At 59.3% G+C, this 20,276-nt stretch carries 14 protein-coding genes and 1 pseudogene; all 15 read left to right on the top strand.

Translation table 11 applies throughout. The annotated features are described in order from the left end of the window. Positions 1 to 601: pseudogene (locus tag A9G06_RS00005) on the top strand (IS3 family transposase); the annotation flags it as partial. A gap of 742 nt (positions 602 to 1,343) precedes the next feature. Next, positions 1,344 to 1,847, top strand: a complete 504-nt coding sequence (tssB, locus tag A9G06_RS00010; RefSeq protein WP_069553860.1) for a type VI secretion system contractile sheath small subunit — start codon at positions 1,344 to 1,346, stop codon at positions 1,845 to 1,847. 37 nt (positions 1,848 to 1,884) lie between these two features. Next, the gene (gene tssC / locus A9G06_RS00015; protein ID WP_069553861.1) at positions 1,885 to 3,366 is read left to right on the top strand and encodes a type VI secretion system contractile sheath large subunit; all 1,482 of its coding nucleotides are present in this window, start codon (positions 1,885 to 1,887) and stop codon (positions 3,364 to 3,366) included. Between the two features lie 6 nt (positions 3,367 to 3,372). Beyond that, the gene (tssE, locus tag A9G06_RS00020) at positions 3,373 to 3,804 is read left to right on the top strand and encodes a type VI secretion system baseplate subunit TssE (RefSeq protein ID WP_005299981.1); all 432 of its coding nucleotides are present in this window, start codon (positions 3,373 to 3,375) and stop codon (positions 3,802 to 3,804) included. Between the two features lie 3 nt (positions 3,805 to 3,807). After that, entirely contained in the window at positions 3,808 to 5,574 is a 1,767-nt protein-coding gene (gene tssF, locus A9G06_RS00025) for a type VI secretion system baseplate subunit TssF (RefSeq protein WP_019444948.1), read from the top strand. Next, positions 5,538 to 6,536, top strand: coding sequence for a type VI secretion system baseplate subunit TssG (gene tssG, locus A9G06_RS00030; protein WP_042053054.1), 999 nt, complete (start codon positions 5,538 to 5,540; stop codon positions 6,534 to 6,536). The genes tssF and tssG overlap by 37 nt, the downstream gene beginning before the upstream one ends. Before the next feature lie 39 nt (positions 6,537 to 6,575). After that, entirely contained in the window at positions 6,576 to 7,811 is a 1,236-nt protein-coding gene (gene tagH / locus A9G06_RS00035) for a type VI secretion system-associated FHA domain protein TagH (RefSeq protein WP_069553862.1), read from the top strand. Further along, the gene (gene tssJ / locus A9G06_RS00040) at positions 7,811 to 8,326 is read left to right on the top strand and encodes a type VI secretion system lipoprotein TssJ (protein WP_058057355.1); all 516 of its coding nucleotides are present in this window, start codon (positions 7,811 to 7,813) and stop codon (positions 8,324 to 8,326) included. The genes tagH and tssJ overlap by 1 nt, the downstream gene beginning before the upstream one ends. A gap of 2 nt (positions 8,327 to 8,328) precedes the next feature. Beyond that, entirely contained in the window at positions 8,329 to 9,663 is a 1,335-nt protein-coding gene (gene tssK / locus A9G06_RS00045) for a type VI secretion system baseplate subunit TssK (RefSeq protein WP_069553863.1), read from the top strand. 23 nt (positions 9,664 to 9,686) lie between these two features. Next, complete coding sequence (gene icmH / locus A9G06_RS00050) at positions 9,687 to 10,466, top strand: type IVB secretion system protein IcmH/DotU (RefSeq protein ID WP_019444943.1); 780 nt, start codon at positions 9,687 to 9,689, stop codon at positions 10,464 to 10,466. A 20-nt stretch (positions 10,467 to 10,486) separates the two neighbouring features. After that, positions 10,487 to 13,129, top strand: a complete 2,643-nt coding sequence (gene tssH, locus A9G06_RS00055; protein WP_069553864.1) for a type VI secretion system ATPase TssH — start codon at positions 10,487 to 10,489, stop codon at positions 13,127 to 13,129. 2 nt (positions 13,130 to 13,131) lie between these two features. Further along, entirely contained in the window at positions 13,132 to 14,670 is a 1,539-nt protein-coding gene (locus A9G06_RS00060) for a sigma-54-dependent Fis family transcriptional regulator (protein ID WP_019444941.1), read from the top strand. Continuing rightward, the gene (vasI, locus tag A9G06_RS00065; protein ID WP_069553865.1) at positions 14,670 to 15,275 is read left to right on the top strand and encodes a type VI secretion system-associated protein VasI; all 606 of its coding nucleotides are present in this window, start codon (positions 14,670 to 14,672) and stop codon (positions 15,273 to 15,275) included. The genes A9G06_RS00060 and vasI overlap by 1 nt, the downstream gene beginning before the upstream one ends. Before the next feature lie 8 nt (positions 15,276 to 15,283). Next, complete coding sequence (tssA, locus tag A9G06_RS00070) at positions 15,284 to 16,711, top strand: type VI secretion system protein TssA (protein ID WP_069553997.1); 1,428 nt, start codon at positions 15,284 to 15,286, stop codon at positions 16,709 to 16,711. A 41-nt stretch (positions 16,712 to 16,752) separates the two neighbouring features. After that, positions 16,753 to 20,250: a type VI secretion system membrane subunit TssM gene (tssM, locus tag A9G06_RS00075; protein WP_069553866.1), complete on the top strand. Its 3,498-nt coding sequence runs from the start codon at positions 16,753 to 16,755 to the stop codon at positions 20,248 to 20,250. The last annotated feature ends 26 nt before the right edge of the window (positions 20,251 to 20,276 follow it).

The following is a 20,276-nucleotide window of genomic DNA, read 5'->3' on the forward strand; positions in this document are numbered from 1 at the left end:
GGCCTGGTATCCAAGCAACCGGGCGCTCATCGCTATCAGGTGGCACAGTCTGAACGACCGGACATACCCAATCTGCTGGCCCGCGAATTTGATGTCCAGCAACCCAATCAGGTGTGGTGTGGATATCACCTACGTCTGGGCCGGTGGTCGCTGGCATTACCTGGCAGCGGTGCTTGACCTGCACACTCGGCGGGTCGTGGGCTGGGCGATGTCTGATAAACCTGATGCAGAATTGGCAATCAAAGCCCTGGAGATGGCCTATCAGCAGCGGGGTTGTCCGTCAGGCGTGCTGTTTCACTCTGACCAGGGCAGCCAATATGGCGGCCGAGCATTTCGGCAACGACTGTGGCGCTATCGCATGACCCAGAGTATGAGTCGGCGTGGCAACTGCTGGGATAACGCCCCGATGGAACGGTTGTTCAGAAGCCTGAAGTCAGAGTGGCTCCCGGCTATGGGATATATGAGCGTGCGGGAGGCGAAGCAGGATATCAGTTATTACCTGATGGATTACTACAACTGGCGGCGTCCACATCACCACAATGACGGGATACCGCCAGCAAAAGCCGAAGAACGGCCTAACCAAGTGTCTGGATTTAGTTGACCACTACAACCACTGCACAATGACGTCTAACAACCCTGTGTAATCCTCAATAATGAGCTTGATGGTAACTTGATTTATATCGCCATGTAGTTATAGCGACAACTTTTGGCGTATATGTTCGTGTGTTGCTTGACTGGATTTTTAACCTGTGAGAAGGCCATTCCATAGCACGTAGCGGATTTTTATTATGTCATTTATACGGATCTAAGTACGTAATTGACGACGATGTCATGCAGAAAAAGTAAATTTCAAGTAGGGCTCTACGGATTGGTAAGTAGCCATTTTCTCTCTTGCTATTTATGCTCGCGCCGAGCGGGAGTTAGATGTGTTAACATTTAACGAGAGTGCGTCAGCTGTTGTCGCAAATCAGTTTGGCCAAGAAGGGTTAACTGGATTATGGATGGACTTCAGTTCATTTAATAAAGTCTATCGCGATTCAAAAAATGGCAATTTGATCATAAGTTATTGATTTTGTCTTCTTTTTGGTTGTGGCAACCTGATTTGTATCAACGTAAATTAATTTTGTTGTGACAGCTATGGTAAGTGTGACGCAGGTTTCATTGAGGTAAATAGTTAATGCTTACCTTCATATTAGAGTAATGGCTTTATTCATTTTTTTATCTTTAATTTCGATGGGTCAAGTCTGGTTTGGTTCAACTGTCATTTATTACAGTTGCCGCTAATGATATTAGCTATAAGCTTTGCTTCTCATGATAAAACCTTACAAATCGGGTACTAGAGCATGGGAAAAGGAATTGACGGCGCAACAGTCGCGCCCAAAGAACGTATAAATATCAAATATGTACCGGCAACCGGTGGTCAACAGGCGGAGATTGAACTCCCGTTGACCATGATGGTTGTTGGCAATATGAAGGGCCGTACCGAAGATACCCCGATCGAGGAGCGTCAGACTGTCTCCATCGACAAGAATAATTTCTCATCTGTCATGAAAGAATCGGCATTGGAACTGAACTTCACCGTTCCAAATCGTCTGGAAGAGAACAGCCAGGACGAGCTGCCGGTTTCGATCAAAATCCAGTCCTTGGAAGACTTCACTCCTGACAATGTGGCGCAGCAAGTGCCCGAGCTGCGTAAGCTGCTGGAACTGCGTGAGGCGCTGGTTGCCCTGAAGGGGCCGCTCGGCAATATCCCTGCCTTCCGTAATCGTTTGCAGGATCTGCTATCCAGTGATGAGGCTCGTGAGCAGTTGCTCAAAGAGCTGGATTTGATCAAGCCAGCCGAGTGATCGGCGGGTTGTATTGACTGAACGAGAAGGAACAAACATGTCTTTGGTCGAAGAACAGGTTCAAGCGGGGGTGAATGCAGCCTCCTCGTCCTCTTTGCTGGACGAAATCATGGCACAAGCGCGCATCACACCGGTTGATGAGGGTTACAGCGTCGCCAAGCAGGGGGTCGCAGCCCTGATCGCCAACATTCTGGATAGCGGTACTGCCAGCAGTCCGGTCAACAAGGCATTGGTTGACAGCATGATTGTCGAGCTCGACAAGAAGCTCGGCAAGCAGATGGACGTCATCCTGCATGCCAAAGAGCTGCAAGAAATGGAGTCCTCCTGGCGCTCCCTGAAGTTACTGGTGGATCGCACCGATTTTCGCGAGAACATCAAGGTCCAGGTGCTTCACGCAACCAAGGAAGAGCTGCTGGAAGATTTCGAGTTTTCCCCAGAGATCACCCAGTCCGGTCTCTACAAGCATGCCTACTCCAGCGGTTATGGACAGTTTGGTGGTCAGCCGGTGGGCGCTGTGATCGGTGATTACGCCTTCACCCACAGCGGACCCGATATCAAGCTGATGCAGTATGTCAGCGCGGTCGGCGCCATGGCCCATGCCCCCTTCATCTCTTCCGTTGCACCGACCTTTTTTGGTGTAGACAGCTTTACCGATCTGCCCTCCATCAAGGATCTGAAATCGGTGTTCGAAGGACCGGCCTACACCAAATGGCGCTCCCTGCGCGAATCGGAAGATGCCCGTTATCTGGGGTTGACTGCACCACGTTTCCTGGCCCGTCTGCCTTATGACCCGACTGAAAACCCCATCAAGGGTTTCAATTATCAGGAAGATATTAGCTCGGATCACGATCACTACCTGTGGGGCAACACAGCCTATTTGATGGGCACTTCCCTGACCGACAGCTTCGCCAAGTACCGTTGGTGCCCGAACATTATTGGCCCGCAAAGTGGTGGCGCCATTCACGATCTGCCGGTGCACGTCTATGAGGCCATGGGTCAGCTGCAAGCAAAGATCCCGACCGAAGTGCTCATCACCGACCGTCGCGAATATGAGCTCTCTGAAGAGGGTTTCATCACCCTGACCATGCGCAAGGACAGCGACAACGCGGCGTTCTTCTCTGCCAACTCGGTGCAAAAACCCAAGGTGTTCCCCAACACCAAGGAAGGCAAGGAAGCGGAGACCAACTACAAGCTGGGTACCCAGCTGCCCTACATGTTCATCATCAACCGTCTGGCGCACTACATCAAAGTGCTGCAGCGCGAGCAGATCGGCTCCTGGAAGGAGCGTCAGGATCTGGAGCGTGAACTGAACGGCTGGATCAAGCAGTACGTTGCAGACCAAGAGAACCCGCCGGCAGACGTCCGTAGCCGTCGTCCGCTGCGCGCCGCCCAGATCAAGGTGCTGGATGTGGAAGGGGAGCCGGGCTGGTACCAGGTTGCCATGGCCGTGCGCCCGCACTTCAAGTACATGGGGGCGAGCTTCGAGCTCTCTCTGGTAGGTCGACTGGACAAGGAATAAGGCCCGATGCCGCATCTCTCTTCCTGGGATAGAGGAAATGCGGCCAGCCTGTTTGATCGTATCCGGGGGGAGGGGCTTGGCTCCTCCCCTCGTTCGGAAGTTGATGAATTGGTCGACTCTGTCAAACGGCAGCTCGACCAGATCCTCAACACCCGTCCCGGCAATTGCCGCAGTGCACCCGATTTGGGGGTTATTGATCTCAATGACGCCACTCAGGGCAGTGCGGATATCAAAGGACGGATCCGTGAGGCGATCCGGCAATGCATCCGTCGTTATGAACCTCGGATCATCCATGTGGATGTCCGTTCACCCGACTATCAGGCAAGTCCGCTTGAGATGTCGTTTCAGGTGACGGCCCATGTGCGGCTGGAGCATATCGAGCAAGTTACCTCGTTCAACGTCCATATGGACAGTCACCGTCACTACCGCATGGTCTGATCAATGTCGCTGGAACATTACTTCAGGGATGAGTTGGCTTTTTTGCGCCTGCAAGGGCGCGAATTTGCCGATAGCTATCCCGAACTCACCCGCTTTTTGTCGGAGCAGAATACCGACCCTGATGTGGAACGCCTGCTGGAAGGCTTTGCGTTTCTTACGGGCAACCTGCGCGCCAAAATCGAGGACGAGTTCCCAGAGCTGACCCACGGTCTGCTCAATATGCTCTGGCCGAACTATCTGCGCCCCGTCCCCAGCATGACCATCATGCAGTTTTCGGTCATTCCGGGTGCCATTGCCCAACCGGCACTGGTCAGGCAGGGTTGCCAGCTGGACAGTCTGCCAATCGACGACGTGACCTGCCATTTTCAGACCTGTCACGATGCCTGGGTCTATCCGGCCGAAATGCGCCAGATAACGGCGCAAAGTGGCAACGATCTCTCTACTATCTCGCTCGATATTGCGCTGCATGCACCCCTGCCACTTAGCGAATTGCAGCTGGACAAGCTGCGCTTTTTCCTCGGTGGCGACAGCTACACCGCGTATGAGCTCTACTTCTGGCTCTCCAACCAGCTCTCCCATATCGAGCTGGAGATCGACGGCAAGCGCTTTCGTCAGGAGGCCAAGGCACTCAAATCGGTCGGCTTCGAGCGCGACGATGCGCTGCTGCCCTATCCGAATAATGTCTATTCCGGCTACCGGATCCTGCAGGAGTATTTCTGCTTTCCGGAGAGCTTTCTCTTCTTCGAACTCTCCGGTGGTGAGTGGCCCAAACAGCCGCTGCCGGTGAGTGAATTCAAAATCCATTTCTGTTTCGACCGGCCCTTGCCGGCGGAACTCAAGATCCGTCCCGACTCCTTCATGCTCAACTGCGTGCCGGCTATCAACCTGTTCCAGCACGATAGCGAGCCGGTCAATCTCAACGGCCGTCAGGCGGAATACCCGCTCAAGGCGAGCTATCGCTATGCCGACAGTTTCGAAATTTTCTCGGTAGATCAGGTTGAAGGCTGGGTTGAGGGCAATATGGGCCGCTCCCGCGGTACGCCACGCATTTATCAGCCGTTCGAAAGTTTTCAGCATCAGATTGAGCGGGCCAAACAGCGGCTGGCGCTCTATTACCGGGTGCGGGTTCGAGAGTCGGTGAGCGGTGATGGCTTCGAACACAGCCTCTCGTTCGTGCGGGGAGATGAAACCACTACGGTCGATCTGGATGAATCCATCTCGGTGACGCTCACCTGCACCAACCGCTCCCGTGCTGCCCGGCTCAAGGTGGGCAGCATCTGCGTGCCAACCGGCAGTTCACCGTCGTTTGCTACCTTCCGCAACCTGATCCGGCCGACCCGGCCACTGCGTCCGGCTCTCGATGGCAGCCTGCATTGGACCCTGATTTCCAACCTGTCGCTCAACTATGTCTCTCTGCTGCGCCGGGATGCCTTGGTGCAGGTGCTGCGTACCTATGACTTTCCCGCTTTGCACGACAAGCAGGCAGAGCAGGCGTCGCGCAAGCGGCTGGCGGGGATCGAGGAGATCGAGACCAAGCCGGTGGACAGGCTGGTGCGCGGCATGCCGGTGCGGGGGCTCAAGTCGGTGCTCTCCATCCGCCAGTCCGCCTTTGGCAGCGAAGGGGAGCTTTATCTCTTCAGCACCGTGCTGGCCCACTTCTTCTCGCTCTATGCCAGCGTCAACGCTTTCCACCTGCTTGAGGTGGTCAATCTCGATAACAAGGAGCGCTATCAGTGGCCAGTCCAGATCGGTCAGCACTCCCTGATGTGAGTGCCGCCAACGAGGCGCCCCGTTTCAATTTCTTCCAGCTGGTTGAGCTGCTCAACCGGCTGGACGGTGCCGATCAGGAGCGTGGTCTCGACCACCTGCCGAGTGACGAAAATATTCGTTTCAAGGCGACTGCATCGCTGGGGTTTCCCACCAGCGACGTGCTGCAAATTGGCCGCGACGAGAAGGGGCGCCACGAGCTGGAAGTGGCCTTTCTGGGTCTGCACGGCAGCCAGTCGCCGATGCCGGGGTATTACCTCGACTCGCTGGCGTGGGAGTACGCCCAGGGGGAACAGAAGCTCGGTCTTTTCCTGGATTTCTTCCACCACCGCCTGCTGACCCTGCTGCACCGGATCTGGCGCAAGTATCGCTACCACGTCCGTTTTCAGGATGACGGTGAGGATGGGTTCTCCCGTCTGATGTTTGCGTTGGTGGGGCTTGGCAACGATGCCGTCTGTCAGAGTTTGCCGGTCAACCGCGCCAAGATGCTCTCCTATGCGGGCATGCTGGCCAGCCCCAGCCGCTCTCCAGAGGTGGTTGCCGGTCTCGTGGCCCACTGCTTCGATCTGGCGGATGTGGAAGTGAGTGCCTGGCAGTGGCGCAAGGTGCCGATCCATCCGGAGCAGCAAAACCGCTTGGGCGGTGCTTGCGCCACTCTGGGGCACGACTTCGTCATCGGTGACAAGGTTAATGATTGTGCCGGCAAGTTTTTATTGAAAATCAATGATCTGAGTTTTAGCCAGTTTCTCGGATTTCTCCCGAACGGGGAGCATTTCCACGCCCTGGTGACCTTTGTCTCCTTCATCTTGCGCGATCAGCTGGCTTGGGATCTGCGGCTTGGCTTCGGCCAGGAGCAGGCCAAGGGGCTGAGATTGGGGGAGGAGCAGAGTGCCCGTCTGGGGTGGAGTACCTTTCTCGGCCAACCGCCGAGTGACCCGTTCGTGACAATCTGTGTACAGGAATAAGCACAGAAATTCAGTGTAGGAATACGTGCAGGAGTGAATGTGGACGACTTTAACCAGCAACTATCTCTGGTGGTGCTCAACAGCGAGCAGCTCGACGGCAGCCAGCAGGTGCAATATCGCTTCGACGAGATGGGGGGAACCCTGGGCTCCTCCGAACAGGATGACTGGCAACTGCGAGACAGGTTGGGGGCGGTGATGCCAGCCCATGCCCGCGTCGAGCTCAATGACGGTCGTTTCTGCCTGTGCGATCTCAGTGGCCAGACCTACATCAATGGTGCAACCTCGCCCATCGGGCGGGCTCGCAAGGTCAACCTCGAGCAGGGTGACGAGCTGATTGTCGGCCCTTTTCGCCTGAGAGCCTATCTCGGTGCCATCTCCCCCGAGCAGAGTTTGCAGCAGGTGCTGGGCAACCGTCCGACCGAGCAGCTTGATGAGTGGCTGGCCAGCGATCCTCGCCACCCCCAGACCCTGGACGATCCACAAGCCCTGGGGGTCGACCCCCTGCTGGCATTGCAGCAGGAGCGTGCGGCCCCGAGTCCGTTGGTGGATGCTCGCCTGCAGGCTCAACCGCAGTTTCAACCGGATATGGACACCGTATCCCTCGCTCCATTTTCAGCCGTCGAGAACACCATGAACCAAGAATTTCTGGATATGCCCACCATCGAGAACCACCCCGACTTCCAGCCACTGGAGGGCGTTGATCACGTCGCCCTGACTCCGCTGATGCGTGGTCTTGGCCAGCCGTTGCAGTTGCAAGACACCCAGCAAGCCCACGACATGCTCGAAGAGATGGGCAAGACCGTGCGTGCCATGGTGGAGGGGTTGCTGCAACTGCAAAGCGATCAGGCTGCGCTGGCAGACAAGCACCTGCGCCCCATCGAGGACAACCCGCTGCGCCTTGGTCTCGATTATGACGAGACGCTGGCGGTGATGTTTGCCGAGCAGAAGAGCCCGGTGCACCTGACCGCGCCTGCTGCGGTGGCCGAGAGTCTGCGCAATGTACGCATTCACCACGTGGCGAACCAGCAGGCTATTGGCGCTGCGCTCGACAGCATCCTGCAAGCCTTCTCGCCCGAGGCGTTGCTCGGCCGTTTCGAGCACTACCGTCGTACCGGTACCCCGGGTGTGGCCGATGAAGGCTGGGCCTGGAACATGTACCAGCACTACTACCGCGAGCTCACCTCCGCCCGTCAGCAGGGGTTCGACAAGCTGTTCCATCAGGTCTACGCCCAGGCGTATGACCAGGCCGTGCGTCAGCAACAGGGACTGATTTGATGATACGTGCACTGTGGTTTGGGGCCTGTCTGCTGGCCCTGGCCGGTTGTACCACCATGGGCAAGATGGCCGATGTGGCCATGAACCCGGATATCCAGGTGGGGAGCAACGATGACCAGCCCTCCACCCTGGGGCTCAGCCTGTTGGCAGAGCCTGATGTCAACCCCAACGAGAGCGGGGAGGCGGCACCCATCGAGTTTCAGGTGGTGCTGCTGGCTGAAGATTCCAAGCTGCTCGCTACTGACTATGACCAGGTGACGGCGGATGTAGAGAAGGCCCTTGGCAAGAACTACCTGGATCATCAGGACTACACCCTGCTGCCCGGCCAGTTCAAATACCTGCCCCCCGTCAAGCTTGACGAGAAGACCCGTTACATCGGCGTGATTGCACGGTACGCCGATCCGGACAGCGCCGAGTGGCGCAAGGTCATCAAGATCAAGAGCAAGGGAACGGCCTATCAAATTCTGGTGCACCTGCGCCTGGATGAAGTGGAACTACAAAAAGAAGAAGAATAATCATGTCGAGTCGAAATCGGGTTATCTGGCGTGAAGGGCTCTTTATCAAGCCCCAGCACTTCCAGCAACAACAGAGACATTCAGATTACGCGCTGCACGCGCGTTTGAGCGCGCTGTCCGACTATTTCTACGGGTTGCAGTCGCTCTCCATCAACGAGGATTACCTCGGCTTTGGCCGCATCGCGCTGGTGGGAGCCACCGGTATTCTGCCGGACGGCACCGTCTTCAACATCCCGAACGATGATGTGCTGCCGACCCCGCTGGAGATCACCGATGCCTCGGTGGCCAACCAGAAGGTCTATCTGGCGCTGCCGCTCTCGGTGAGCGGGGTCAACGAGGTCAATCAGGGGGGGCAGGTCGCCACCCGCTTGCAGGCTCATCGCCACGACGTGCGGGATCTGCACAGTGAAGGGGGGGACGTGGTTTCCCTCGAAGTGGGTCGGGTCAGCTTGCGGTTGATGCTGGAGCGGGAAGACCGCAGCGCCTACGCGTCCCTCGCCATCGCCCGCATTCTGGACAAGCGCCCGGATGGCGGTCTGGTGCTGGATCCCAACTTCATGCCTTGCAGCATCAGTGTCTCTGCCATTCCGACCCTCAAGCGCTTCCTTGGCGAATCGGCTGGCCTCGTGGCCGAGCGGGCTCGCAGCCTCTCCCAGCGCATCGCTGCGCCGGGACAGCAGGGGGTGGCCGATGTGGCCGAGTTCATGATGCTGCAACTGCTCAACCGGGCTCAGCCCCAGCTCTCCCATCTGGCGCGTCTTGGCACCCTGCACCCCGAGCGGTTGCACGAGGCGCTGGTGCAGCTTTGTGGCGAGTTGATGACCTTTACCGACGAGTCCCGTCTGCCGCCTGAGTTCCCCGCCTATCGTCATGACGATCAGCAGGTGAGCTTCGAGCCGGTGATGCTGGCCCTGCGTCAGGCACTCAGTACCGTGCTGTCGCCGCGCGCCGTCTCCATCCAGCTGCGCAAGCACCAGTACGGCATCATGGTAGCCATGGTCAACGAGAGCGAGTTGATGCAAAGCGCCGATTTCGTGCTGGCAGTGCGTGCCCGCATGCCGCAGGAGCAGCTGCGCAAACAGTTGCTGCAGCAGACCAAGGTGGCGTCGAGCGACAAGATCCGCGAACTCATCAGCCTGCAGCTGCCCGGTATCCCGCTGTTGCCGCTGCCGGTGGCGCCGCGCCAGTTGCCCTATCACGCCGGTTACAGCTACTTCCAGCTCGACCGTCAGAGCCCAGCCTGGCAGATGCTGGCGGTCAGCAACACGCTAGCCTTCCACATTGCCGGCGATTTCCCCGAGCTCGACATGCAGCTCTGGGCCATCCGTAGCCAGTGATCGCATCAAGGAAACAAGCAGAGATGACCACGGACATTATCAACAACGAGCAACTGAGCGACCTGCTGTTCGATCACGCCGAGCAGCTGGACATGGATTCGGACTACTGGTTCCGCCTGCGTGGCCAGAGCATCAACCCGATGATCGATGCGGTGACCCCGCTGCTGGGGCTGGTACAGCGGGTGCGTCTGTTGTCGCGCTACGACCGGGTGCCCGAGCTTTATCAACGGGTGGTGACCGAGATCCAGGCCATCGAGCAGGAGTTGATGGCGCAGGGTTACGAGAATGGCGTCGTCCTCTCGTTTCGCTACATCCTCTGTACTTTTATCGATGAGGCGGTGATGGGGCGCGATTGGGGCAGCCAGAGCGAATGGTCCCAACACTCCCTGCTGGCCAGGTTTCACAACGAGACCTGGGGGGGCGAGAAGGTATTCGTGCTGTTGTCGCGTCTGCAGGAAGATCCGGTGCGCTATCGCGACATCCTGGAGTTCATCTATCTCTGCCTCTGCCTCGGTTTTGAGGGTCGCTACAAGGTGATGAGCCAGGGCCGTGACGAGTTTGAACGGATCGTCAAGCAATTGCACAAACAGTTGTCACTCGAACGTGGCGGTGAGGCACCCAGCGTGTTTCATCTCGATCTCGGTCAGCAGGCGTCTCGCTACCAGCTGCGCAAGCAAGTCTCCCTGCGCACCCTGTTTATGGGCGGCGCGCTGATCCTGGCCATCATCTTTGGCCTCTATCACCACCAACTCAATAACCAGACCCAGGACGTACTGCGTCAACTGGGCGAATTATTAAAATAAATACTTAAGGAGAGCACGCCTTGATTCGTATAGAGCTACCGGTACTGGTGGAAAGACTCAACCCTATCTGCCGTCACATGCTGGAGGAGGCCGCGGCCCTCTGTGTCAATCATCAGGGCGCCGAGATCCGCATCGAGCACCTGCTGCTGAAGATGCTGGAGACCCCCCTCAGCGATGTACGCCAGATCCTCAAACGGGCCGAAGTTGAGGTTGAAGAGTTAAAGAGCCTGCTGCAACCCTCGGCGGCCGATAACGGCTATGGTCAGGGTTATCCCTCCTTCTCGCCGCTATTGGTGGAGTGGCTGCAAGACAGCTGGCTGCTCGCCTCTGCCGAGCTGCAACATGGCCAACTGCGCAGCGGCGTCATGCTGCTGGTGCTGCTGATGACTCCCCAGCGTTACCTGCCGGGCTCGGTGACCCGTTTGCTTGCCAACATCAATCGCGAGCTGCTGCGCCAGCAGTTCGACGAGTGGGTGAAAGAGTCTGCCGAGACCCAAGTGACAGTTTCTGCCAACGGTACTTCTACTCAGACCGCGCTGCCCGCCGATGCCAGCCTGCTGGCCCGCTTTACTGTCAACGTCACCGAACAGGCCCGTCAGGGAACCCTGGATCCGGTACTCTGCCGGGATCACGAGATTGATCTGATGATCGACATCCTCTCCCGTCGCCGCAAAAACAACCCCATCGTGGTGGGGGAGGCCGGTGTCGGCAAGAGCGCCCTGATCGAAGGGTTGGCGCTGCGCATCGTCGCAGGCCAGGTGCCGGAAAAATTGCGCGATGTGGAGCTGATGACCCTGGATCTTGGCGCCATGCAGGCCGGAGCCTCGGTCAAGGGGGAGTTCGAGAAACGTTTCAAGGGGGTGATGCAGGAGGTCAAGGAGTCGGTGCGTCCGGTCATCCTCTTTATCGACGAGGCACACACACTGATCGGGGCGGGCAATCAGGCGGGGGGGCTGGATGTCTCCAACCTCATCAAACCTGCGCTGGCCCGTGGCGAGCTGCGCACCATCGCCGCCACCACCTGGGGCGAGTACAAGAAGTACGTGGAAAAAGATGCCGCCCTGTCGCGCCGTTTCCAGTTGGTGAAAGTGGGTGAGCCTAATGCAGATGAAGCCACCGTGATCCTGCGTGGCCTGCGCAGCATCTACGAAAAGGCCCACGGGGTGCTGATCGATGAGGAAGCGCTGCAAGCCGCCGCCCAGCTCTCCGCCCGTTACATCTCCGGTCGTCAACTGCCGGACAAGGCGATCGACGTACTCGATACCGCCTGTGCCCGGGTGGCCATCAACCTCACCACGCCACCGCGCGCCGTCAGCCATTTGCAAAATGAACTGCGCCAGCGTGAGCTGGAGATCCGTCAGCTGGAGCGCCAGAGTCTGATCGGTCTGGGTGACAACGATGAGCGACTCACAAAACTGGAAGCGGCCCAGCAGACCTGCAGTGACACTCTGCGTGAGCAGGAAGCACAGTGGCAGCAACAGCAGGGATTGGTGCATCGGATTGTCGAGCTGCGTGCCGCACTGCTGGCCGATCAGCAGGATGAAATGCTGGCCAGAGAAGCGCTGGATCTCGCCGATGCGCCGCTCGATCCGCAAGCGGCTGCCGAGCAGCTGGCCGGGCTCGAGCGCGAGCTGGCCGAGCTGCAACAGGGTGAGGTGCTGGTCTCTGCACATGTCGACAAGACCCAGATCGCAGCGGTGATCGCCGAGTGGACCGGAGTGCCGCTTAATCGCATCTCCCAAGGGGAGCTCGATGTGGTGACCCGTCTGCCGGAGTACCTTGGCGAGCTCATCAAGGGGCAGGATGTGGCGGTGGCCCATCTGCACAAGCACCTGCTGACCGCCCGCGCCGACCTTCGTCGTCCAGGTCGTCCGCTGGGGGCCTTCCTGCTGGTGGGACCAAGCGGGGTTGGCAAGACCGAAACCGTGTTGCAGATTGCCGAGCTGATGTTTGGCGGTCGCCAGTATCTGACCACCATCAACATGTCCGAGTATCAGGAGAAGCACACCGTCTCCCGTCTGATCGGTTCGCCTCCCGGCTATGTCGGCTTTGGCGAGGGTGGCGTGCTGACCGAAGCCATTCGGCAGAAACCCTACTCGGTGGTGCTGCTGGATGAGGTGGAAAAAGCCCATCCTGACGTGCTCAACCTCTTCTATCAGGCGTTCGACAAGGGCGAGCTGGCCGATGGGGAAGGGCGGATCATCGACTGCAAGAACGTGGTCTTTTTCCTCACCTCCAACCTGGGTTTCCAGACCATCGTCGATCATGCTGAGCAGCCTGATGACCTGCTGGATGCACTCTATCCGGAGCTGGCTGCCTTCTTCAAACCGGCCCTGCTGGCGCGGATGGAGGTGATCCCCTATCTGCCGCTCGGTCACGACACCCTGGTGCAGATCGTCGGTGGCAAACTCAACCGGCTGGTCAAGCTGCTCAAGGAGCGTTTCGGTGCCGATGTGGTGCTGGAGAGCGAGGTGGCCGAGGAGATCTTGCTGCGGGCCAACCGCAGCGAGAATGGCGCGCGGATGCTGGAGTCCGTCATTGATGGAGCCCTGTTGCCGCCGGTTTCCCTGCAACTGTTGCAGCGCCTCTCGGCCGGTGAGCCCATCAACCGGGTACGCTTCTCGGTGGCCGATCACCAGTTTGTGGCCGAGGTGGAGGGCTGACCATGGAGCAAGCCCTCGCATTCGCCCTCGCGCTCACCTCGCAACGGGATGAACAACATCTCTGCCACTGGTGGAGTTCGACCCTCCATGCCAGCTTCCAGCCCAAAGGACTGCTGCTTGGCATGCTGGACGTGAGCGGCCGCCAGCTGGAGTGCAAAGGGTGGGTCAAGGGGCAGGAGGTTGCGTTGGCGCTGGCGGTGGATGATTTCTCTCATCCACTCGCCTATGTGCTGCACAAGGCGCAATCCCGCACCTGGGATTCCCTCCATGGCGGTGCCCGCATTGAGCACGCCGGTTTTCGCGCACTGCTGGCCAACCTTGGCCAGCAGTGCGGCCTGCACGCCTTTCCTCTCAATGATGGCAACGGCAAGCCGTTTGCCGTGCTGGCGATGATGGACAGCGGCGATGTGTTGCAGGAGTGGGCGGCTCGCCCCGAGCTGGCCAGTCTGGCGCAGGTCTTTTGTAACCAGCTCACTCTGATCCGCGATCTGGGGCGTAGCCGCCGGGATCAGAACGTGCTGCGCGACTCCCTGCGTCAGATCAAGGGCGAGGGGGAGCGCCAGCGCCAGCACGAGAAGTTGCTGGGGGATCAGCTGGTTGGCCAGTCGGCGGTGATCCGCGGCTTGCGCGAGCAGATCGCCCAAGCGGGCCAGCACAAGCTGACCGTGCTTATTCAAGGGGAGACCGGCAGTGGCAAGGAGGTGGTCGCCCGCTTGGTGCACCAGTGCTCCGAGCGCGCCGCCAAACCGTTCGTCGCCATCAACTGTGCCGCCATCCCCGAGAATCTCATCGAGAGCGAGCTGTTCGGTTATCAGAAGGGGGCCTTCTCCGGCGCCCTCTCCAACAAGACCGGGCTGGTGGCGCAGGCCAATGGTGGCACCCTGTTTCTCGACGAAGTGGGCGATATGCCCGCCGCCATGCAGGCCAAGCTGCTACGGGTGCTGGAGACCCGCAGCTACCGGCCGCTTGGGGCAGAGCAGGAGTATCACTCCGATTTTCGCCTCATCGCGGCCACTCATCAGCCGCTGACCCGCCATGTGGAGGAGGGGCGGTTCCGTGCCGACCTCTACCACCGTCTCTGCCAGTGTCTGCTGCTGATCGCCCCCTTGCGCGAACATATCGAGGATGTGCCGCTGCTCTGCCAACACTTCATGGCCCAGTTTGCCGCGCAGGATGACAAGGGACTGGCTGGTTTGCAGCGCAAGTTCCTCAAGCAACTGCAAAGTTACGACTTCCCCGGCAACGTGCGCGAACTGCGCAATCTGCTGGAGGTGGCCTGTGCCCACACCCGTCATGGTGAAGAGGTGGGGCTTGGCGCCTTGCCGCCGGAGCTGCGGGATCGGGTCTGTGCCGAATTGCCCGATGCGCTGGACGATTACAACCATATCCGCGATCTGCGCCGTGCCATGCAGCAGTACGAGGCATCGGTGATTGAAGCGCGCCTGCGCTACTTTCAGGGCAATCGCATGCTGGTGGCCGAGAGCCTCAATATTCCCAAGCGCACCCTGGATCACAAGTGCCAGAAACTGGAGGTGAACTGATGAGCATCATGGGTTTGTTGCCCCTGCTGCTGGCGACCGGCAATGCGATGCCTCCCCTCGATATGGCGGCGTGGCAAGCGTGTCGTCGCGAGCCATCCCCTCTGATCCGGCTCGCCTGCTATGACGCCCTTGGCAATGAGGCGACGCCATCAGGCAACAAGGAGAGTACCAAGTCTCCGGCCTGGCTGGCGATAGCGGATCAGGAGTTGGCCCGCGTGCCGGATAGCTCACCCTTCCTGTTGCGACAGGATGAGGAGAGCGGCACGGCGGTATTGACCCGTCCGGCCCTGCGCGGTGCCACCCTGGCGATTGGTTGCGTCAACAGCATCACCCATATTCGCTTGCGGCTGGATGCGCCGTGGCGAGGGGAGAGTGTCGCGGTCGCGCTGGATGGACAAGCAACTCGCAGCAGTCAGAGCTGGTTTATCCGGGATCAGGGATGGCTGCTCGAATATGGCCGCGGTCTGCCCGCCATAGAGGAGCTCAAGCGCTGGATCGGTCATCGTGAATTGCAGGTTCAGGCGGCCAACGGCGCCTTGCTGCGGGTCGATCTCAGCGGCCTGAAAGAGGCGCTGATACCGGTGCGCCAACAGTGTCGCTGGTAGGGGGGAAGATGAGCTATCAACACCCCTGGTGTAGCCGTCTGCTCACCAGCTTGCCGGATGCACAGATCAAAGGGGCCGTGCTGGCCGATGAGCCTCGCTGGGACTATGTGGAGACCGAGCTGGTCAAGTTGGGCTCCCTTGCCCACAGCCAGGTCGATCTCAATGCGGTCGCCGAAGCCTGTCTGGGGTTGCTGGAGAGCCGCACCAAGGATATGCGGGTGCTGGCACAGCTTTTGCGCTGCCTGCAGCACCCCGCCAAGGCGACCCCGATGGGCGCTGCGCTGAGCTTGCTGGAAGTCTGGATCAAGGCTTACTGGCTGTTGGCCTGGCCCGGGAATGCGACCCAGAAGCAGCGATTGATGGTGCAGATCATCAAGCGCTTCGAGGGGGCCCTGCCGAGGGTGAGCGAGAGCGCCTCGGCAGCCGAGCTGGCGCAGTTGCTGGCGCAGGCAGAACAGCTGGAGGCCGTCTGGCTGGCCCAGTGCCCTGACAAGGGGGAACTTCTGGATCCTCTGGTGATGGGGTTGAAGCGGGCCCAGCGACAACAGGTTGCCCAGGCCCAGGCAGATGCCGGAGGTCAACCAGCAAGCAGCGCTGCTGCAGCCACCGCCAGTGCGAGTGGCATGGTGGGTACCATGGTGCTCAGTGGCAGCAGCAAGGGCTCCGGGGTCGAGATTGATAGCTCCAACGATCGGGCATGGCGACAGACCCAGCTCAAGGTGGCGGAGCTGCTGATTGAGCGCCAGCCAGAGGTGGCTATCGGCTATCGGCTGCGTCGTCATGCCATCTGGGCCAGCATCACCACCCCGCCGATAACGGCGCAGGGGAATAAAACCCAGCTGGCCTCCATGTCGGCAGACATGGTGGATGAGTATCGCGCAGCCATGGGCACGCCAGATCTGGCGCTTTGGCAGCGCATCGAGCAGAGCCTGACGCTGGCCCCTTACTGGTTCGAGGGGCACAGGCTCTCGGCCGAGGTGGCCCAGAAGCTGGGATATGGCGCGGTGGCGCAGGCGATCATGGCGGAGCTGGATGCGTTTTTGCAGCGCCTGCCAGCGCTGCGGGATCTCACCTTCAGCGATGGTTCCCCGTTTCTCTCCCCCGAGTGCAGCCGCTGGTTGCAGCCTGCCAAGAGCAGTGGGGGCAGCAGCGGACAGGCCGAGCTGGCCGAGGAGGTCGCCTTGCGTCATGGGGAGCAGGGGATTGCCGCCGCGCTCGTCCTGCTTGATGAGCGGATGGCACAGATTAAAGAGCCAAGAGCCCGCTTCCATGCCTTGCTGGTGCAGGCGGAGTTGTTGGAGCAGGAAGGCATGGAGGCGCTTGCGCGCCAGCAATATCAACACTTGTGGCAAGAGGCAGATCGCCTCGGGTTGTCTCAGTGGGAGCCCGGGTTGGTCAGCCGCCTGGCCCCCTATGTCACCCATTTGCCGAAATAAGTGCCGAAATGAGTCATTGAGTCGGAGTTGGATCACATTTTATGTTCAAAACCATCTTTACCTTTCTGCGGCAACAGCTGCCGAAACTGAAACCCTCCTGGCCCCTGCTCGGTGTGGTGCTGTGGGTTGTAGCCCTGATCCTGGCGTGGTGGCTGGGGCCTCGCATCGAGATCCGTGATGCCAAGCCATTCGAGCCCTTGTGGGGGCGGGTGGTGTTTACCCTGCTCTGGCTCTGGTTGCTGCTGGGGGTACTCTCCTGGCGGGTATGGCGCAAGATGAAGCAGCTCAAGGCCGAGCGCCAGCATGAGGTGCTGCTGGAACAGGATCCGGTCAAAGGGCTCATCGACAAACAGGCGCAGTTCCTCAATCGTTGGTTGCAAGCCTTGAATGAACACCTTGGCAAGGGGGCGCTCTACGCCATGCCATGGTATCTGGTGCTGGGTCTGCCCGGCAGCGGCAAGAGCAGCCTGATCCACCGTGCCAATCCGGCCAACAAGCTCAATCCCAGACTGGATACCGAACTGCGGGACGTGGCGCAAGGCCAGCTGGTCGATTGCTGGCTGGGGGAGCAAGCCGTGATGCTGGATCCGGCCGGCGCGCTGTTGTCACAAGCCGAGCCCGAGCTGGATCCGCAAGCTCGCAAGCATGAGCGGCTCTGGTTGCATCTGCTGAACTGGCTCAACGAGCACCGTCGTCGTCAGCCCCTTAATGGTCTGGTACTGACTGTTGATTTGGCATGGCTGTCCGCGGCCAGTGTGGCCGAGCGCAAGGCGTATGCCCAGCTGATGCGTGCCCGGTTGCAAGAGGTGTCGGCCACCATGAATACCCGGCTGCCACTCTATGTCACCTTCACCAAACTCGATATGCTGCGCGGCTTTGATGTGGTCTATGAGCAGCTGGATAAAGAAGCCCGTGATGCCGTGCTGGGGGTAACCTTCCACCCCGGTAGCAGTCAGGGCAAATCCTGGCAGCAGGATCTGGCGCTGTTCTGGGATCAGTGGGTCGACAATCTCAACCGCAATTTGCCGGAGATGATGCTGGCCCGGCTCGATGCCGCCCAGCGCAACGCCCTCTTCTCGTTTGTTCGTCAATTGGCGGGTCTCAAGGATTATGTGACCAGCCTGCTCGATGAAACCCTGACCATTGAAGAGAGCAAACCACTGCTGGTGCGTGGCGTCTATATCAGCTCCGTCTATCAGCAAGGTGTCCCGTTCGATGCCTTTGCTCAGGCCGCTTCCCGGCGTTACAGCTTGCCCGAGCCGATTCACTCCGCCCTGCGCGGGGAGTCCAACACCTATTTTGTGCGCAAGTTGTTCTCTTCGATCATCTTCCCCGAGGCCCATCTGGCCGGAGAAAACCGGCTGCATACCCTCTATCGTCGTCGCCGGATGGCCATTGGCCTGAGTTGCCTGTCGCTCTTCTCTGCGGCCCTGATCGGTGGTTGGCACTACTTCTACCGAGTCAATGAGGAGGCGGGGCGCAATGTACTGACCAAGGCGCAAGCGTTCACCGAGACCAACGAGGTCGCTGATGAACATGCCTTCGGTGTCAGCCAGTTGCCACGTCTCAACCTTATTCGCGAGGCAACCCTCTCTTTTGGCAACTACCGCGAACGGATGCCGCTGGTGGCAGACCTTGGTCTCTATCAGGGGGATGAGATTGGCCCCTATGTGGAAGGCTCCTATTTGCAACTGCTGGGGCTGCGTTTCCTGCCTGCCCAGATGCAGGGACTGCTGGAGGATCTCAACCGTGCACCGGCTGGCAGCGAGGAGAAGCTCTCCATCCTGCGGGTGATGCGGATGCTCGATGACGCCTCCGGTCGCAACAAGGAGCTGGTGGAGCAGTATATGACCAGCCGATGGCAGAAAGCGTTCCCGGGGCAGGGGGCGGTGCAGGAGCAGTTGATGGGGCATCTTGACTATGCCCTCGATCACACCGACTGGCACGCTGCTCGTGCCGCTCGGGATCAGGCCGCCATCACGGCATTTGTGCCATTCAAGGAGCCGGTGTATGGCGCCCAGCGTGAACTGGGCAAATTGCCCATGTATCAGCGGGTCTATCAGAATCTGGTGGTGAAGGCGGGTGATGTGTTGCCGCCGGATCTCAATGTCCGTGACGAGGTGGGCCCCACCTTCGACACCGTGTTTGCCCTGCGCAACGAGAGTGCAGGTCAGGTGCCGCGTTTGCTGACCTGGCCCGGGTTCAGTGATTTCTTCCTCAAACAGGACAAAGCGCTGATCGATCTCACCGCCATGGATGCCTGGGTGCTGGGCCAGCGCAAGCTGAGCCAGTTGAGCGAGGCGGATCGCAAGGAGATCACCCGTCAGGTCAACGATCGCTATGTCACTGATTACGTCAACCAGTGGCAAAAATTGCTGACCAATCTGGATGTGCAGACCCTTGCCAGCCCCGAGCAGGCGCTCGATGTACTCTCGGCCATCACCGGCAACGACCAACCATTCCAGCGGGTGCTCGCTGCGCTGGATGACAACACCCGTATTCGCAAGATCTCCGATGCGGAAGGAGATCCGGCGCAGGCGATCACTGCCCGGATCGGTCGCCCCTTTATGGCCACCAATGGCGTCTTGACTGGCCGTGGGGAACAGGGGCCGCTCATTTCGGAAGTGAACCAGAAGCTGATTGAGCTGCAGCACTATATGGAGCTGATCGTCAATGCCACCGAGCCGGGACAGTCAGCCCTCAAGGCGGTGCAACTGCGTTTGACCAACAAATACGCCGATCCGGTCTTTGCATTGCAGCAGTATGCTCGTGGTCTGCCCGAGCCGCTCAATCGCTGGGTGGGTCAACTGGCGGATCAGAGCTCGCAACTGGTGATTGATCTGGCGATGTCATCCCTCAATCAGGAGTGGCAGGCGAAGGTGCTGGCACCGTTCAACAGCCAATTGGCGGATCGCTATCCGTTCAACCCAGGCTCTGCCAAGGATGTGCCGCTCTCCGAGATGGAGCGCTTCTTTGCCCCCGGTGGCACCCTGGACAGCTTCTATCAGGTCAACCTGAAACCCATGGTGGAGGGGGGCTTGATGGAGGGGGAACTGAGCTCACCCATCCAGGCCGAGCTTATCAAACAGCTGGATCGCGCTGCGCGGATCCGCCAGATCTTCTTCAGCCAGCAGGGCAATCTGGAGGTGCAATTTGCCCTCGAGCCCATCGAACTCACCGCCAACAAGCGGCGCAGTGTGCTCAACCTGGATGGCCAGTTGCTGGAGTATGCCCACGGCCGTCGCAACAAGATCCCGCTGGTGTGGCCAAACACCATGCGCGACGGGGCCGAGAGCAAGATCACCCTGGTACCGGCTGCCCGCGAACGTTCACCGCGCAGCGAGGGCTTTGTCGGTCCCTGGGCCATGTTCCGCCTGATGGACAAGGGAGAGCTGACTCAGGTCAACGAGGCCACCTTTGATGTGCGCTTCCCGGTGGATCAGGGTGCCATGACCTATCGGGTCTATACCGACAGCGCCCAGAACCCCTTCACCGGCGGCCTGTTCAGCCAGTTCAGCTTGCCTGAGTCCCTCTATTGATCATGTTGGGGGGCGCTATGCCCCCC

This window comes from Aeromonas sp. DNP9 (genome assembly GCF_001728955.1).
Classification (GTDB): Bacteria; Pseudomonadota; Gammaproteobacteria; order Enterobacterales; family Aeromonadaceae; genus Aeromonas; species Aeromonas veronii.

What these genes read in the sequence shown, in the direction of transcription:
- tssB (WP_069553860.1), top strand. Translation starts at nt 1,344, where the DNA reads ATGGGAAAAGGAATTGACGGCGCAACAGTCGCGCCCAAAGAACGTATA.
- tssC (WP_069553861.1), top strand. Translation starts at nt 1,885, where the DNA reads ATGTCTTTGGTCGAAGAACAGGTTCAAGCGGGGGTGAATGCAGCCTCC.
- tssE (WP_005299981.1), top strand. Translation starts at nt 3,373, where the DNA reads ATGCCGCATCTCTCTTCCTGGGATAGAGGAAATGCGGCCAGCCTGTTT.
- tssF (WP_019444948.1), top strand. Translation starts at nt 3,808, where the DNA reads ATGTCGCTGGAACATTACTTCAGGGATGAGTTGGCTTTTTTGCGCCTG.
- tssJ (WP_058057355.1), top strand. Translation starts at nt 7,811, where the DNA reads ATGATACGTGCACTGTGGTTTGGGGCCTGTCTGCTGGCCCTGGCCGGT.
- tssK (WP_069553863.1), top strand. Translation starts at nt 8,329, where the DNA reads ATGTCGAGTCGAAATCGGGTTATCTGGCGTGAAGGGCTCTTTATCAAG.
- icmH (WP_019444943.1), top strand. Translation starts at nt 9,687, where the DNA reads ATGACCACGGACATTATCAACAACGAGCAACTGAGCGACCTGCTGTTC.
- A9G06_RS00060 (WP_019444941.1), top strand. Translation starts at nt 13,132, where the DNA reads ATGGAGCAAGCCCTCGCATTCGCCCTCGCGCTCACCTCGCAACGGGAT.
- vasI (WP_069553865.1), top strand. Translation starts at nt 14,670, where the DNA reads ATGAGCATCATGGGTTTGTTGCCCCTGCTGCTGGCGACCGGCAATGCG.
- tssA (WP_069553997.1), top strand. Translation starts at nt 15,284, where the DNA reads ATGAGCTATCAACACCCCTGGTGTAGCCGTCTGCTCACCAGCTTGCCG.
- tssM (WP_069553866.1), top strand. Translation starts at nt 16,753, where the DNA reads ATGTTCAAAACCATCTTTACCTTTCTGCGGCAACAGCTGCCGAAACTG.